The sequence below is a fragment of the Stappia sp. TSB10P1A genome (assembly GCF_900185725.1).
In the GTDB taxonomy this organism is placed as follows: Bacteria; Pseudomonadota; Alphaproteobacteria; order Rhizobiales; family Stappiaceae; genus Stappia.
This window is the reverse complement of record NZ_FYAU01000003.1, coordinates 1-13431: the sequence shown is the minus strand read 5'-3', so window position 1 is coordinate 13431 and position 13431 is coordinate 1. Positions and strand designations below refer to the sequence as shown.

Annotated in this window: 16 protein-coding genes; 12 read left to right on the top strand and 4 right to left on the bottom strand. The window is 69.0% G+C overall.

Annotated elements, in window-relative coordinates:
- Window positions 1-63 precede the first annotated feature (63 nt).
- Window positions 64-2841 carry a preprotein translocase subunit SecA gene (gene secA, locus TSB10P1A_RS00350; RefSeq protein WP_186385913.1) on the bottom strand — a complete coding sequence of 926 codons (2778 nt, stop codon included), beginning with the start codon at window positions 2839-2841 and terminating at the stop codon, window positions 64-66.
- Between the two features lie 295 nt (window positions 2842-3136).
- On the opposite strand from secA, the gene TSB10P1A_RS00345 reads away from it, so the two are divergent.
- Window positions 3137-4000, top strand: coding sequence for a peptidylprolyl isomerase (locus TSB10P1A_RS00345; RefSeq protein ID WP_186385912.1), 864 nt, complete (start codon window positions 3137-3139; stop codon window positions 3998-4000).
- Between the two features lie 13 nt (window positions 4001-4013).
- Here TSB10P1A_RS00345 and TSB10P1A_RS00340 read toward each other — a convergent pair whose 3' ends face one another.
- Window positions 4014-4679, bottom strand: coding sequence for a TetR/AcrR family transcriptional regulator (locus TSB10P1A_RS00340; protein ID WP_186385911.1), 666 nt, complete (start codon window positions 4677-4679; stop codon window positions 4014-4016).
- A 295-nt stretch (window positions 4680-4974) separates the two neighbouring features.
- Between TSB10P1A_RS00340 and TSB10P1A_RS00335 the strand changes: the two genes are divergently transcribed.
- From TSB10P1A_RS00335 to TSB10P1A_RS00315, 5 genes are all read left to right on the top strand, one after another.
- Window positions 4975-5310 carry a hypothetical protein gene (locus TSB10P1A_RS00335; RefSeq protein ID WP_244292882.1) on the top strand — a complete coding sequence of 112 codons (336 nt, stop codon included), beginning with the start codon at window positions 4975-4977 and terminating at the stop codon, window positions 5308-5310.
- Window positions 5311-5383: 73 nt separating this feature from the next.
- The gene (gene argJ, locus TSB10P1A_RS00330) at window positions 5384-6616 is read left to right on the top strand and encodes a bifunctional glutamate N-acetyltransferase/amino-acid acetyltransferase ArgJ (RefSeq protein ID WP_186385910.1); all 1233 of its coding nucleotides are present in this window, start codon (window positions 5384-5386) and stop codon (window positions 6614-6616) included.
- Between the two features lie 13 nt (window positions 6617-6629).
- Entirely contained in the window at window positions 6630-7433 is an 804-nt protein-coding gene (locus TSB10P1A_RS00325) for an N-acetyltransferase (protein ID WP_186385909.1), read from the top strand.
- Window positions 7434-7476: 43 nt separating this feature from the next.
- On the top strand, window positions 7477-7875 hold the full coding sequence (mutT, locus tag TSB10P1A_RS00320) for an 8-oxo-dGTP diphosphatase MutT (RefSeq protein WP_186385908.1): 399 nt from the start codon (window positions 7477-7479) through the stop codon (window positions 7873-7875).
- Between the two features lie 55 nt (window positions 7876-7930).
- Window positions 7931-8146, top strand: coding sequence for a Flp family type IVb pilin (locus TSB10P1A_RS00315; RefSeq protein ID WP_186385907.1), 216 nt, complete (start codon window positions 7931-7933; stop codon window positions 8144-8146).
- A 15-nt stretch (window positions 8147-8161) separates the two neighbouring features.
- Here TSB10P1A_RS00315 and TSB10P1A_RS00310 read toward each other — a convergent pair whose 3' ends face one another.
- On the bottom strand, window positions 8162-9088 hold the full coding sequence (locus TSB10P1A_RS00310; protein ID WP_186385906.1) for a class I SAM-dependent methyltransferase: 927 nt from the start codon (window positions 9086-9088) through the stop codon (window positions 8162-8164).
- Window positions 9089-9269: 181 nt separating this feature from the next.
- On the opposite strand from TSB10P1A_RS00310, the gene TSB10P1A_RS00305 reads away from it, so the two are divergent.
- The 4 genes from TSB10P1A_RS00305 (at window position 9270) to TSB10P1A_RS00290 (ending at window position 11963) form a co-directional block, all read left to right on the top strand.
- Window positions 9270-10151, top strand: a complete 882-nt coding sequence (locus TSB10P1A_RS00305; RefSeq protein WP_244292880.1) for a ComF family protein — start codon at window positions 9270-9272, stop codon at window positions 10149-10151.
- A gap of 128 nt (window positions 10152-10279) precedes the next feature.
- On the top strand, window positions 10280-10549 hold the full coding sequence (gene grxC / locus TSB10P1A_RS00300) for a glutaredoxin 3 (RefSeq protein ID WP_186385981.1): 270 nt from the start codon (window positions 10280-10282) through the stop codon (window positions 10547-10549).
- Between the two features lie 38 nt (window positions 10550-10587).
- Window positions 10588-11454, top strand: coding sequence for a carbon-nitrogen hydrolase family protein (locus tag TSB10P1A_RS00295; protein WP_186385905.1), 867 nt, complete (start codon window positions 10588-10590; stop codon window positions 11452-11454).
- Window positions 11451-11963 (top strand): DUF1178 family protein, encoded by a 513-nt coding sequence (locus TSB10P1A_RS00290; RefSeq protein WP_186385904.1) that lies wholly within the window; start codon window positions 11451-11453, stop codon window positions 11961-11963. Before TSB10P1A_RS00295 ends, TSB10P1A_RS00290 begins: the two co-directional genes overlap by 4 nt.
- A gap of 21 nt (window positions 11964-11984) precedes the next feature.
- On the opposite strand, the gene TSB10P1A_RS00285 is transcribed toward TSB10P1A_RS00290, so the two are convergent.
- Window positions 11985-12434, bottom strand: a complete 450-nt coding sequence (locus TSB10P1A_RS00285; RefSeq protein WP_186385903.1) for a MarR family winged helix-turn-helix transcriptional regulator — start codon at window positions 12432-12434, stop codon at window positions 11985-11987.
- 140 nt (window positions 12435-12574) lie between these two features.
- Here TSB10P1A_RS00285 and TSB10P1A_RS00280 point away from each other — a divergent pair, with 140 nt between their 5' ends.
- Window positions 12575-12976, top strand: a complete 402-nt coding sequence (locus TSB10P1A_RS00280) for a VOC family protein (RefSeq protein ID WP_371515061.1) — start codon at window positions 12575-12577, stop codon at window positions 12974-12976.
- Window positions 12977-13042: 66 nt separating this feature from the next.
- Window positions 13043-13396, top strand: coding sequence for a DUF1428 domain-containing protein (locus TSB10P1A_RS00275; RefSeq protein ID WP_186385980.1), 354 nt, complete (start codon window positions 13043-13045; stop codon window positions 13394-13396).
- Window positions 13397-13431 lie beyond the last annotated feature (35 nt).

The following is a 13431-nucleotide window of genomic DNA, read 5'->3' as shown; positions in this document are numbered from 1 at the left end:
AAAACGGCGGGCTGGCCGCCCGCCGTTCCTGACTTCACACCCCGGCCCGTCGCGGAGATTTTCTCAAGCGAGGGCGCCGTGGCAATGCTTGTACTTCTTGCCCGAGCCGCAGGGGCAGGCCTCGTTGCGGCCGACCTTGCCCCAGGTCGAGGGGTTTTTCGGATCGCGCGCCGTGCCGGGGGCGACGGCCTGATAGGCCTCGTCGAACTCGTTCTCGCCGGTCAGCGGGTCGCGGTGCTCGGCATGCATCGGCGGCAGGTCGCCGTCGCCCGGCAGGCTCGGCGGCTGCTCCTGCACCAGTTCCACGCGCATGAGCTGGGCGGTGGTCGCCTGGCGCAGGTTGACCAGCATGCTCTCGAACAGGGTGAAGGCCTCGGTCTTGTATTCCTGCAGCGGATCGCGCTGGGCATAGCCGCGGAAGCCGATCACCGAACGCAGGTGGTCGAGATTGGCAAGATGCTCGCGCCACAGGTGGTCGAGCGTCTGCAGCAGCACCGCCTTCTCGACCTGGCGCATGATCTCCGGCGAATACTGGCCGACCTTGCGGGCCATGGCCTCGTCGGCGGCCTTCTTCAGCCGCTCGGTCACCTCTTCCTCGGCGATGCCCTCTTCCTTGGCCCAGTCGACGACCGGCAGGTCGAGATTGAGCAGGCGGCGCACCTCGGTCTGCAGGCCCTCGGTGTCCCACTGCTCGGCATAGGCCTTTTCCGGAATATGCTTGGCGACGAGATCCTCGATCACGTCGTGGCGCATGTCGGTGACCGTCTCGGCCACCGTCTGGCCGTCCATCAGCTCGATGCGCTGGTCGAACACGACCTTGCGCTGGTCGTTCATGACGTCGTCGAACTTCAAGAGGTTCTTGCGGATGTCGAAGTTGCGCGCCTCGACCTTCTGCTGCGCCTTGGCCAGCGCCCGGTTGATCCAGGGATGGACGATCGCCTCGCCTTCCTTGAGGCCGAGCTTCTGCATCATCCCGTCCATCCGGTCGGAACCGAAGATGCGCATCAGGTCATCCTGCAGCGACAGGAAGAACTTGGAATGGCCGGGGTCGCCCTGGCGGCCGGAACGACCGCGCAACTGGTTGTCGATGCGCCGGCTCTCGTGGCGCTCGGTGCCGATCACATAGAGGCCGCCGGCGGCGAGCGACTGCTGCTTGCGCTCCTCGACCTGGGCGCGGATCGCCGCTTCGCGGGCCTCCCGCTCCGGGCCGGCGGGCATGTCGGCGAGTTCGTGCTCGATGCGCATCTCGGCATTGCCGCCGAGCTGGATGTCGGTGCCGCGGCCGGCCATGTTGGTGGCGATGGTGACGGCGGCCGGCAGGCCGGCCTGGGAGATGATCGAGGCTTCCTGCTCGTGATAGCGGGCATTGAGGACGGTGAAGATCCGGTCCTTGTTGCCATTGCCGGCGAACAGCGGCTCGAAGGCGGCCGGCGAGGAGACGTCGGCCTGCTTGTAGCCGGCGGCCTTGAGGCGGGCGGCGAGCAGTTCCGACTTCTCGATCGAGGTGGTGCCGACCAGCACGGGCTGGCCGCGCTTGCGGCAGTCCTCGATCAGCTCGATGATCGCGTTGTATTTCTCCTCGACGGTCCGGTAGACCTCGTCGTCGTCGTCGATGCGCTTGACCGCGACATTGGTCGGGATATCGACCACTTCGAGGCCGTAGATATTGGCGAATTCCTCGGCCTCGGTCTGGGCGGTGCCGGTCATGCCGGCAAGCTTGTTGTAGAGGCGGAAGTAGTTCTGGAAGGTGATGGAGGCCAGCGTCTGGTTCTCCGGCTGGATCTGCACCTTCTCCTTGGCCTCGAGCGCCTGGTGCAGGCCCTCCGAATAGCGGCGGCCCGGCATCATGCGGCCCGTGAACTCGTCGATGATGACGACCTCGCGGTTGCGCACGATATAGTCCTTGTCGCGCTGGAACAGCTTGTGCGCCTTCAGCGCCTGCTGCAGGTGGTGGACGATGGAGACGTTCTCCACGTCGTAGAGGCTGTCGCCCTTGAGCAGGCCGGCCTCGCGCAGCAGGCCTTCGAGCTTCTCGTTGCCGGCCTCGGTGAAGGTCGCCGAGCGCTGCTTCTCGTCGAGCTCGTAGTCCTCCGGCGCGATATGCGGGATGAAGGCATCGACGGTGTTGTAGAAGTCGCTGCGGTCCTCGAGCGGGCCGGAGATGATCAGCGGCGTGCGCGCCTCGTCGATCAGGATCGAGTCGACCTCGTCGACGATCGCGAAATTGTGTCCGCGCTGCACCATCGAGCCGCGCTCGTATTTCATGTTGTCGCGCAGATAGTCGAAGCCGAACTCGTTGTTGGTGCCGTAGGTGACGTCGGCGGCGTAGGCGGCCTTGCGCTCCTCGTCGGTCAGCCCGTGGACGATGACGCCGACGGAGAGGCCGAGGAAGCGGTAGACGCGGCCCATCCACTCGGCGTCGCGGCGGGCGAGATAGTCGTTGACGGTGACGACATGGACGCCCTTGCCGGCAAGCGCGTTGAGATAGACCGGCAGGGTGGCGACCAGGGTCTTGCCCTCGCCGGTGCGCATCTCCGAGATCTGGCCGGCATTGAGCACCATGCCGCCGATCATCTGGACGTCGTAGTGGCGCTGGCCGAGAACCCGGCGGGCCGCCTCGCGCACCGTGGCGAAGGCCGGCTCCAGCAGGCTGTCGAGCTTGGCGCCGTCGGCGAGCTGGCGGCGGAACGTCTCCGTGCGGGCGCGCAGGTCGTCGTCGCTGAGGGCCCTAAGGTCGTCCTCCAGCGCGTTGATGGCCGCGACACGGTTGCGCAACTGCTTGACCAGGCGGTCATTCGAGGAACCGAAGAGCTTCTTGGCGAGTGCGCCGAGGCCGACCATGTGGCGGTCCTTATCGTTTGGTCAGGTCGCGCCGGACATTCGGTCCTGGCGGCAACCCGGAGATCGGATTGACGGTACGGGCAGGCGCGGGCCTCACAACCGCCGCATTGGGGCGAGACGAACGCATGCTCGACTGGGAGTGTCCGGCCCTTCCATGGGGGACGCTCGACAGATAAGAGGGGGTCCGGAGGTTGTCAACGCCGCGCAAACCGTCAGCCGACGGGGCGGACCTCCGGCGACAGGCGGGGCGCGGCAGGCGCGACCGCCGAAACACAAGACGACAGGGATACAGGGCATGACACGCATTCTTTCCGCGACGGCGCGGCGCGCCGCCTTTGCCGCGCTGCTGGCCGGCAGCCTGGCGGCCACCGGCGCGGCGGCGCAGGAGCCGGGCGACGTGGTCGCCAAGGTCGGCGACACCGAGGTGACCGAGGCGGACATCGCCTTCGCCTCGCAGGATTTCGCGGATCAGCTCTCCCAGGTGCCGCCGACCCAGTGGCGCAAGATCCTGACCGACGTGGTGGTCGACATGACCGTGCTGGCCAATGCGGCGCGCGAGGCCGGCATCGCCGAGGAGGACGCCTTCAAGCGGCAGGTCGAGTTCCTGACCATGCGGGCGCTGCGCAATGCCTATCTCGCCCGCGAGATCGAGGGCAAGCTCAGCGAAGAGGCGCTGCAGGCCGCCTATGACAAGGAATTCGCCAATTACCAGGGCGAGGACGAGCGGCGGGCCCGCCACATCCTGGTGAAGACCAGGGAAGAGGCCGAGGCGGTGATCGCCGAACTCGACGGCGGGGCCGATTTCGCGGACGTGGCGAAGGAAAAGTCCATCGATCCGATGGGCTCCAATGGCGGCGATCTCGGCTATTTCACCCGGGGCCGGATGGTCAAGGACTTCGAGGACGCGGCCTTCGCGCTGGAGGTCGGCGCCTATTCCAAGGAGCCGGTGGAATCGCAGTTCGGCTGGCACGTGATCAAGGTCGAGGACGCCCGCAAGCAGCCGGCGCCGGAGCTCTCCGAGGTGCGCGAGCGGCTGCGCCAGCAGCTTCTGCGCGCGCGCTATACGGAGGTGCTGGAGGACCTGAAGTCGAAGACCAGCATCGAGGTGATGGCCGCGCCAGCCCCGGCCGAGGGCGGCGAGGCTCCCAAGGCGCAGTAAGCGGATCGCCGCTTCAGGGGCGCGCGGCCGGTGCGGCGCGCCAGCCATCCACGAACAGGCAGACGGCCGCCCTCACGGCGGCCGTTTCCATGTCCAGCCGGCCGGTCAGCAGCCGAATGTAGGCGAACCCGACCACCAGCTCGATGGCAAGGCGCGGGTCGACATGGGCGGCGACCTCGCCGCGCTCGCGGGCGCGCTCGATCATCTTTGCGGAATGGGAAAAGCGCCCCTCCATATAGGAGCGGAGAGCTTCAGCCGCGCTGTCCTCGCTCTGCGCCTCGGCGATGACCGAGCGGAACACCGGACCGGTCGGTGTGTCGCGCCAGTGGCGGAACAGCGAGTCGAGAAACGCCGTCAGGTCTTCCACCAGATCGCCGGTGTCCGGGTTGACGACGCCCTGCTTCTGGCGGTGATAGACGTCGAGCAGCAGGGCCGCCTTGCTCGGCCACCAGCGATAGATCGTCGGCTTGCCGGCCCTGGCGCGGCGGGCCACCGCCTCGATGGAAAAGCGCGCATAGCCGTCCTCCGCGAGAATGTCGGCGGCCGCCTGGCGGATCGCATCGGCGCTTGCCGGATTGCGCCGCGCGCCCGTCGAGGGTCTGGCAGCGGGCAAAGCCTCATCGACCCCAGCGCCGACGACATCCTTCGCCTCATGGTCCGTGATGTTGCCGTTCCGCATCGCGTTTCCTCAAGTTTCCCGCCGTTCGGCCACCTTCCTGCGCGGATTGTGGGCGGCTCTGTCGTTGCATTCAGCCTTAGCACAGGGCTTGACTAAACGAAACGGCCCGTTTAGATAATGCGAAACGAAACGGCCCGTTTCGTTTGTTGAGGCGCCAGAATTTCTTCAAGCCGCTCCGCCGCCCTGACGCCGCCCTGACGCCGCCCTGACGCTGCCCTGACGCTGCCTGGGCGCCGTCACCAGGATCCTTCCAGCCGAGCCATTGCCTTCGGCCTGCTCACCAGGAGATCTCCCGATGTCCGCACAGCCTGCCTCCGCCCCGTCCCCGGATGTTCCCGTCTCCGGCCCTTCCGACATGCAGGCGGATGCGGCCGCCCGTCCGGCGCCCCCTGCCGCCCCGCGTGTCCTGTCGCGTCCGCGCTTCGCTCTGCTGGTCTTTGCCGGCGTCTATCCGCTGGTGACGGCGCTGCTTTATCTGGTCGCGCCGCTGACCCGCGGCTGGATGTTCTGGCAGCAGACGCTGGTTCTCGCGCCGATCATGGTCGTGATCATGGTCTGGGGTCTCATCCCCTTCCTGCACCGCCGCTTTTCCGCCTTCCTGCATCCGGTCCGCAGGCCCTCGGCAGGATAGGGCTTGCGCGAGCGGGAGCGATGGGGCAAGGCTCGCGGCAGTCTCTTCCCCCCGCTTTTCAAGGGAGTGTCCGATGTCCACGGCCGTCTCGCCGCTCGCCCCGAAATCCTATCCGGCGCTGCCCGCCGTCGCCGGCGTGCGCTTCGCCACCGCCCAGGCCGGGATCAAGTACAAGGGCCGCACCGACGTCCTGATGGTGCTGCTCGACGAGGGCGCGGACGTCGCCGGCGTGTTCACCAAGTCGCGCTGCCCGTCGGCGGCGGTCGACTGGTGCCGCGACAATCTCGCGGGCGGCCGCGCCCGGGCGCTTTTGGTCAATTCCGGCAATGCCAATGCCTTCACCGGCCGCAAGGGCCGCGAGGCGACCGAGCTTTCGGCGCGCTATGTGGCGGAAGCGGCCGGCTGCGCCATGGGCGAGGTGTTTCTCGCCTCCACCGGCGTGATCGGCGAGCCGCTGCCGGCGGAGAAGTTCGCCGGCGTCGTCGGCACCCTGGTCGGCGAGGCCGAGGCCGGCGACTGGCAGGGCGCGGCGCGCGCTATCATGACGACGGACACGTTCCCCAAGGCGGTCTCGCGCAGCATCGACCTCGGCGGCCAGAGCGTGACGCTCAACGGCATCGCCAAGGGTGCCGGCATGATCGCGCCGGACATGGCGACGATGCTCTCCTTCCTGTTCACCGATGCGCCGATCGCCGCGCCCGTGCTGCAGGAACTGCTGTCTGAAGCGGTCGAGGGAACCTTCAACGCCATCACCATCGACGGCGACACCTCGACCTCCGACACCGTGCTGCTGTTCGCCACGGCCAAGGCCGGCGGCGCGCGGGTCGAGCGGGCGGACGATCCCCGGCTTGCCGGCTTCCGCCAGGCGCTCGGCGAGCTGATGCGCGAGCTGGCGCACCTGATCGTCAAGGACGGCGAGGGCGCGCGCAAGTTCGTCGCCGTCACCGTGACGGGCGCGGAGAGCGACGCCTCGGCCAAGCGCATCGGCTTTTCCATCGCCAATTCGCCGCTGGTGAAGACCGCGATCGCCGGCGAGGACGCCAACTGGGGCCGTATCGTCATGGCGGTGGGCAAGGCCGGCGAGCCGGCCGACCGCGACCGGCTGGCGATCTGGTTCGGCGACGTGCGCGTCGCCGTCGATGGCGAGCGCGATCCCGGCTACTCGGAAGAGGCGGCCTCCGCCGCCATGCGCGAGGAGGAGATCGCGATCCGCGTCGATCTCGGCCTCGGCGAGGGGACGGCGACGGTGTGGACCTGCGACCTCACCAAGGAATATGTCGCGATCAACGGCGACTACCGGTCCTGAGCCGGGTGCCCGCATGGCGGACCGCGCGCCTGTCCTCGACCTTGCGACGCTGAAGGCCATCGAGGAAGCCAATCTCAACAGCTTCCCGAGCGAGCGCAGCGTCGTTGACGGGGCCTGGGTGGCGCGGCTGTCGCCCGGCAATCCGGCGCGTCGGGTGAACTCGCTCAACGTGATGGATCCGCGCGACGGGGGCAGCGCCGGCCGGCGGCTGGCCGAGATGCGGGCGGTCTTTGCCCGCAACGGGGTTCCCTTTCACCTGCGCCATACGCCCCTGACGCCACCGGAGCTGGCGGCGATCGCCGACAGCGAGGGCTGGCCCCGCAGCGGCGACACCGATGTGTGGCTGCGGGAGGTGGACGGGGCGGAAGCTGGAGCCGGCGGCCCCGACGACATCCGCGCGGTCGATCTCGCCGCCTTCATGGCCGGGTTCGCGGCGGTGGGCGGCACGCGGCCGGAGACGGTGGCAAGCGTCGCCCTGCAGCGGCTCGCCGAGGCCCTTGGCCGGGTCGCGGTGGAGCGGCTGGCCTTCCGGGCCGAGGACGATGCGGGAGCCGCGAGCGGGGTCGTGGTGGCCGTGGTCGATCGCGGGCTGCTCGGCATCTACGATCTGGCGGTGCGGCCCGATGTCCGCGGGCGGGGGCTCGGCGCCCGCCTGGTTCGCCGCTGCCTCGCCGAGGCGCAGGCGCGCGGTTGCCGGCTGGCCTGGCTGCAGGTGACGGCGGAAAACGCGCCGGCGCGGGCGCTGTACCGGCGGCTCGGCTTTCGCCAGGGCTACGGCTATCACTACCGGCTGCCGGGGAAGCTCCCCGCATGGTGAGCAAAGTCTTGCGGCAGCGTCCCGAAACGGAACGGGGAAGCGGATGAAACTTCTGATCGTCGCGGCCTGCGCGCTGCTCGATGCCGACAACCGGGTGCTGATCGCTCAGCGACCCGAGGGCAAGGCGATGGCCGGGCTTTGGGAATTTCCCGGCGGCAAGGTCGAGCCGGGGGAGCGCCCGGAGGAGGCTTTGATCCGGGAACTGGCCGAGGAACTCGGCATCACGGTTAAGAAAGAGTGCCTCGCACCGCTCACATTCGCCAGCCACGCTTATGAGGAATTTCACCTGCTCATGCCACTTTTCGTATGCCGACGGTGGTCGGGCACGGTGGCGGGCCGGGAAGGTCAGGCGATCAAGTGGGTGAGGGCGGTGCGGCTTCGGGACTATCCGATGCCGCCGGCGGACGAGCCCCTGATTCCGCATCTGATCGATCTGTCCTGACAAGCGGAGGATCCGCAGCCGCCACCGGAGAGGCAGGAAGCACGGGACGCGGCAGATGCAGGCACGAATCGACAAGTTGCGCGAGCGCGGCGATCAGGTCGTCGATCTGGCCGGCACCCTGCGCCGCGACGAGGCGGGCGCGACCGCCATCGAATACGGGCTGATCGTCGGCCTGGTGTCCTTTGCCATTATCGGCGCCCTGATGAGCATCCAGGGCGTGCTCGGCGACAACGTGTTCGCCGTGGTCGCCTCCGCGCTCGCCAATATCTGACCTAAGGTCCTGAGCCTAGTCCGAACGGGGGCCCTTGCCCCCACGCTCCGATTCGATTGCCGAGAGTGCGTCGGCAAGGCTCGCCTTCGCCGATCCCGGCTTCAGCGGCTTCTGCTGGCTTTCATGCGGCGCCCATCCCGACAGCGACACGAGATCGAACGTGGCACGGATCCGCCCGTCCGGATCGGCGTGGCGTTCGCCATAGATCTGCGCCGCCCGTACGAGGGTCGCGCGCGGCAGCGGTTTGCGGCTGCGGTCGGTCAGCATATTGGCCGCGCCCATCGCCCTGAGATCGCGCATCAGGGCGAACATGTCGCCATAGCGCACGGTCAGGCGGTCGACATCGGCGACCGGCAGGGCGAAGCCGGCGCGCTGCAGCAGGGCGCCGAGCGCGCGGGTGTCGGCAAAGGGTGCAACGCGCGGGGTCGCGCCGCCCAGGGTCTCCAGCTCCGCCAGCAGGAAGGCGTCCTTCAGCTCGAACAGCGTGTCGCCGCCGAGCAGGTTGGCGAGGAACAGGCCGTCCGGGCGCAGCGCCCGGCGGATCTGGATCAAGGCGCCGGGCAGGTCGTTGACGAGATGCAGCGACAGGGCCGAGGCGACGAGATCGAGCGAGGCATCGGCAAAGGGCGGGACGGCGTCGTCGGCGACGAGCGCGGCGCCGGGCACCGCGCGGTCCTCGACCAGCAGGTCGGCGCGCAGCACCGTCCCGACCCGGCCGGAGGCGGCAAGGGCCGTCGAGACATGGCCGCGATGGCCGCCGAGATCGAGGGCGAGCGGAAAGTCGCGGCTGACCGCGGCGAGCCGTTCGCCGAGGTCGGTGGCGGCATGGGCAAGCAGGAAGTCGGCATCGCCCGAGGAGGTCGCAAGGCGGGCGAGCGCGCGGGCGCGGCGCAAGGCGAGCAGGCGCCGGTCGAAGATCTCAGGTCGCTCGCTCTCCGCCATGGCTTGTCCACTTCCGCCCTTGCCGGCCGTCCCGATGACGGCGCGCGCCACAGGTAGCGCCGGCAGGGGGGCGGGATCAAGGGCGGCGCGCGGGTTCGCGTCTCGATTGCATTTTTCACGCCGTAGCTGTTCACTGCCCGGGGCTTTCACGGCATCTTCCAGCGATCCTCCGGGGGACGGGATGGCGGACACAATCGCGGACACAGTCGCGGACACAGTCGCGGACACGCTGGCGAACACGCTGGCGAACACGCTGGCGGGCGGTGACGCGGCGGCGCGGCGCGGCGGGATCGGCGCGGCGATGCCGGTGCTGGCGGCGGCCGGGCGGCGGCTGCTCGACCTGCTGCTGCCGCCGACCTGCCTTGCCTGCGACGCGATTGTCGGGGTGGAGCAGACGCTGTGCCCGTCCTGCTGGAGCCGCATGCCGTTTCTCGCCCCGCCCTGGTGCGAGCGCCTCGGCCTGCCCTTTGCCTATGACCTTGGACCGGGCGCGTTGTCGCCGCAGGCGATCGCCCGGCCGCCGGCCTTCGAGCGGCTGCGGGCGGTGGCGGCCTATGAGGGGCCGGCGCGGGTGCTGGTGGCGCGGCTGAAATATCACGACCGGCCGTCGAGTGCCGGCGCGATGGGGCGCTGGATGGCGCGCACGGGAAGCGAATTGCTGGCGCCGCGCGCCGGCGAGGCCTGGCCGCCGCTGCTGGTGCCGGTGCCGCTGCACCGGCTGCGGATGTGGAGCCGGCGCTACAACCAGGCCGGCCTGCTGGCCCGCGAGATCGGCCGTGCCGGAGGGATCGAGGTGCTGCCGCAGGCGCTGGTCCGGCGCAAGCGCACCCGGCAGCAGGTCGGGCTGGATGCGGCGGCGCGGGCGCGCAATGTCAGCGGCGCCTTCGCGGTGACGCCGCAGGGGCTGATGGCGATCTCCGGGCGGCGGGTGGTGCTGGTCGACGATGTCTACACGACCGGCGCGACGGTCGGCGCGGCAACCCGGGCGCTGCTGCGCGAGGGGGCGACGGCGGTCGATGTGCTGGTGTTCGCCCATGCCGGCGCCGACGCGCCGCTCGGCTGAGGCCGAGGTTGGGGTGGTGACGCGCGTTGACGTCTTGCGGCGAGCGGGCAATGGTCAATATATGCAGAAAGGATGCCGGCTTCGCATGTGGGGAGGCCGGCGCGCGACATGGGAACGGCAGGACGGAAATCATGACAGTGGAGATCTATACGCGGCAGATGTGCGGCTATTGCGCGATGGCCAAGCAGCTCCTGCAGAAGAAGCAGGTGGCGTTCCGCGAATATGATGCCACCTACAGCCCGGAGCTGCGCAAGGAGATGATCCAGCGGGCCAGCACCGGGCGCGGCGGGACGACATTTCCGCAGATCTTCATCGGCGAGACCCATGTGGGCGGCTGCGACGACCTGATGGCGCTGGAGCGGGCCGGCCGGCTCGACGCGCTGCTGGCCGCGGCCTGAGCCGGATCGCGGCAGAGAACGGAAACGGGGCGGACGTCATGGGCAAGGCAAAGAGCGGAACACTCGTCGCGGCCGTCATCCAGATGCGCAGCGGGCGGGATGTCGCGGCCAATATCGACGCGGCGTCGACGCTGATCCGCCAGGCGGCGGCGGCGGGCGCGACCTATATCCAGACGCCGGAAATGACCAACCTGCTGGAGCGCAGCCGGGAGGATCTGTTCGTCAAGATCCGGGCCGAGAGGGAAGATCCTTCGGTGGCGGTCTTCGCGGCGATAGCCGCCGAACTGCAGATCGTGCTGCATATCGGCTCGCTGGCGATCCGCACCGGCGCGGACAGGGCCGCCAATCGCGGCTTCCTGTTCGGCACCGACGGGGTGCCGCTTGCCCGCTACGACAAGATCCACATGTTCGACGTCGATCTGCCGAATGGCGAGAGCTGGCGCGAATCGGCGACCTATCAGCCGGGGGAGGAGGCGGTCGTGGCGCCGGCCGCCGGTACGCTGATCGGCCTCGGCATCTGCTACGACATCCGCTTCCCGGCGCTGTTTCGTGCCCAGGCGGGGGCGGGGGCGCGGGTGCTGACCGGCCCGGCGGCGTTCACCCGGCAGACCGGCGAGGCGCATTGGCACGTGCTGCAGCGGGCGCGGGCGATCGAGAACGGCGCCTTCGTCGTCTCCGCCGCGCAAGGCGGCCGCCACGAGGACGGGCGCGAGACCTATGGCCATAGCCTGATCGTCGCGCCCTGGGGCGAGGTGATCGCCGAAGTCGACGGCGACGCGCCGGGCTATGCGCTGGCCGTGCTCGACCTGGAGAAAGCCGACGAGGCGCGCCGGCGGATCCCCGCCATCGCCAACCAGCGCAAGTTCTCGCTTGCCGGACTGCGCGAAGCGGAGGCGGTCGAGTGATCCGTTACGCGCTCTCCTGCAAGGCCGGCCATGCCTTCGAGGGCTGGTTCCGCGGACTTGAGGATTTCGATCGCCAAAAGGCGGACGGGCTGCTGTCCTGCCCGTTCTGCGGCGGCAGCGAGGTCGACAAGGCCTTGATGGCGCCGGCGGTCTCGACCGCGCGCCGCAAGGAGGCGCGGGCCGAGACGATGGCGGCCTCCGCGCGGCAAGCGGCCGGCCCCGAGGCGGCGGAGGCGGCGTCAGCGCCGGCGCCGGTGCCGGCGATCGCTGCGCCGCGCGGGCCGGAACAGGCGGCGCTGGTGGAAAAGCTGCGGGCCTTGCGGGCGGAACTTACCGCCAATGCGGAGAATGTCGGTGCGGCGTTTCCGGAAGAAGCGCGCAAGATCCATTATGGCGAGGCGGAAGCGCGCGGCATCTATGGCGCCGCCTCGCGCGAGGACATCGGCGAGTTGCTGGAGGAGGGCATCGCCGTGATGCCGCTGCCGGTGCTGCCCGAGGACCGCAACTGACGGCCGTCCGCCTGTCTCCCGCTATCTGATGTGTCCCAGAACGCCCAGCAGGGCGCGGGCCTGATCGGGTCCGCCGCCGGGCAGCGCCGCGTCGATCTCCGCATGGACCGAACGCCAGACCGGCACCGCGGCGATCAGGGTCTCGTGGCCCTTGTCGGTGAGGATCAGCAGGCGGCTGCGCCGGTCCTTCGGGTCGGGACGGGAGGCAACCAGGCCGTTGCGCTCCAGCGGCTTGAGCGCCGCCGTCAGCGTCGTACGGTCCATGGCGAGCAGAGCCGCGACCGGGCCAAGCGGCGGCGGGTCCGGCCGGTTCAGCGACATCAGCAGCGAGAACTGTCCGTTGGTGAGGCCGAAGGGCTTCAGCGCTTCGTCGAAGCGGCGCGCAAGCGCCCGCGCCGCCCGCTGCGCATGCAGGCACAGGCAGGTGTCGCGGACCTCGATGGTCGTTTCGAAGGGAAGGCGGTTTGACATGATCGAATTATGTTGATATCAACCTTTTTGTCAAGGCCGACCGCTGGCCTGCCTGCTGTTTTTCACAGGGCGGTTTTTCGCAGGAAAGACCGGGCAGAGCGGACGGGCCAGATGCGAAAAGGGAGAGTCGCGTGTCGAAAATGATGTTTCTCAACCTGCCGGTGACGGACCTTGCGGCTGCCATCCGCTTCCAGGAGGCGCTGGGCGCAACGCAGGACATGCGGTTCTCCGACGACCGGGCGGCGGCGATGGTCCATTCGGACAGTGTCGTGGTGATGCTGCTGACGCATGCGCGCTTCTCGGACTTCATCGACAAGCAGATCATCGACGCCCGCACTCAGGTGCAGGGCCTGTTCGCCCTGTCCCTCGGCAGCCGCGACGAGGTCGATGCGCTGGTGGCGGCCGGGGTCGCCGCCGGCGGCCGGGCGGATCCCGGCCCGGCGCAGGATTACGGCTTCATGTATGGCCGGAGCTGCGAGGATCCGGACGGTCATGTCTTCGAGCTGTTCTGGATGGATCCGGCGGCGCTGGAACAGACATAGGCACACGGACTTTGGACTGTGCTGTCCCTCAACTCACCAAGGATCGGGAGAACGGAAATGGTTGCGATGGGTTATGTCGATGGGTTCGTCGTCGCGGTGCCGGCGGCGAACAAGGAGAGCTATCTGAAACTGGCGGCGAAGGCCGCCCCGCTGTTCCGCGAGTTCGGCGCCACGCGGGTGGTCGAGTGCTGGGGCGATGACGTGCCGGACGGCAAGGTCACCGACTTCCGCGGCGCGGTGAAAGCGACGGAAGACGAGATCGTCGTCTTTAGCTGGATCGAATACCCGTCCAAGGAGGTGCGGGATGCCGCCGTGCAGAAGATGATGAGCGATCCGCGCATGAAGGAACTGGGCGACACCATGCCCTTCGACGGCAAGCGGATGATCCTCGGCGGGTTCGCGCCGATCCTCGACGCTTGAGAGCTTCGACAAGCGGCTTGCGCCCGCATGCCGGC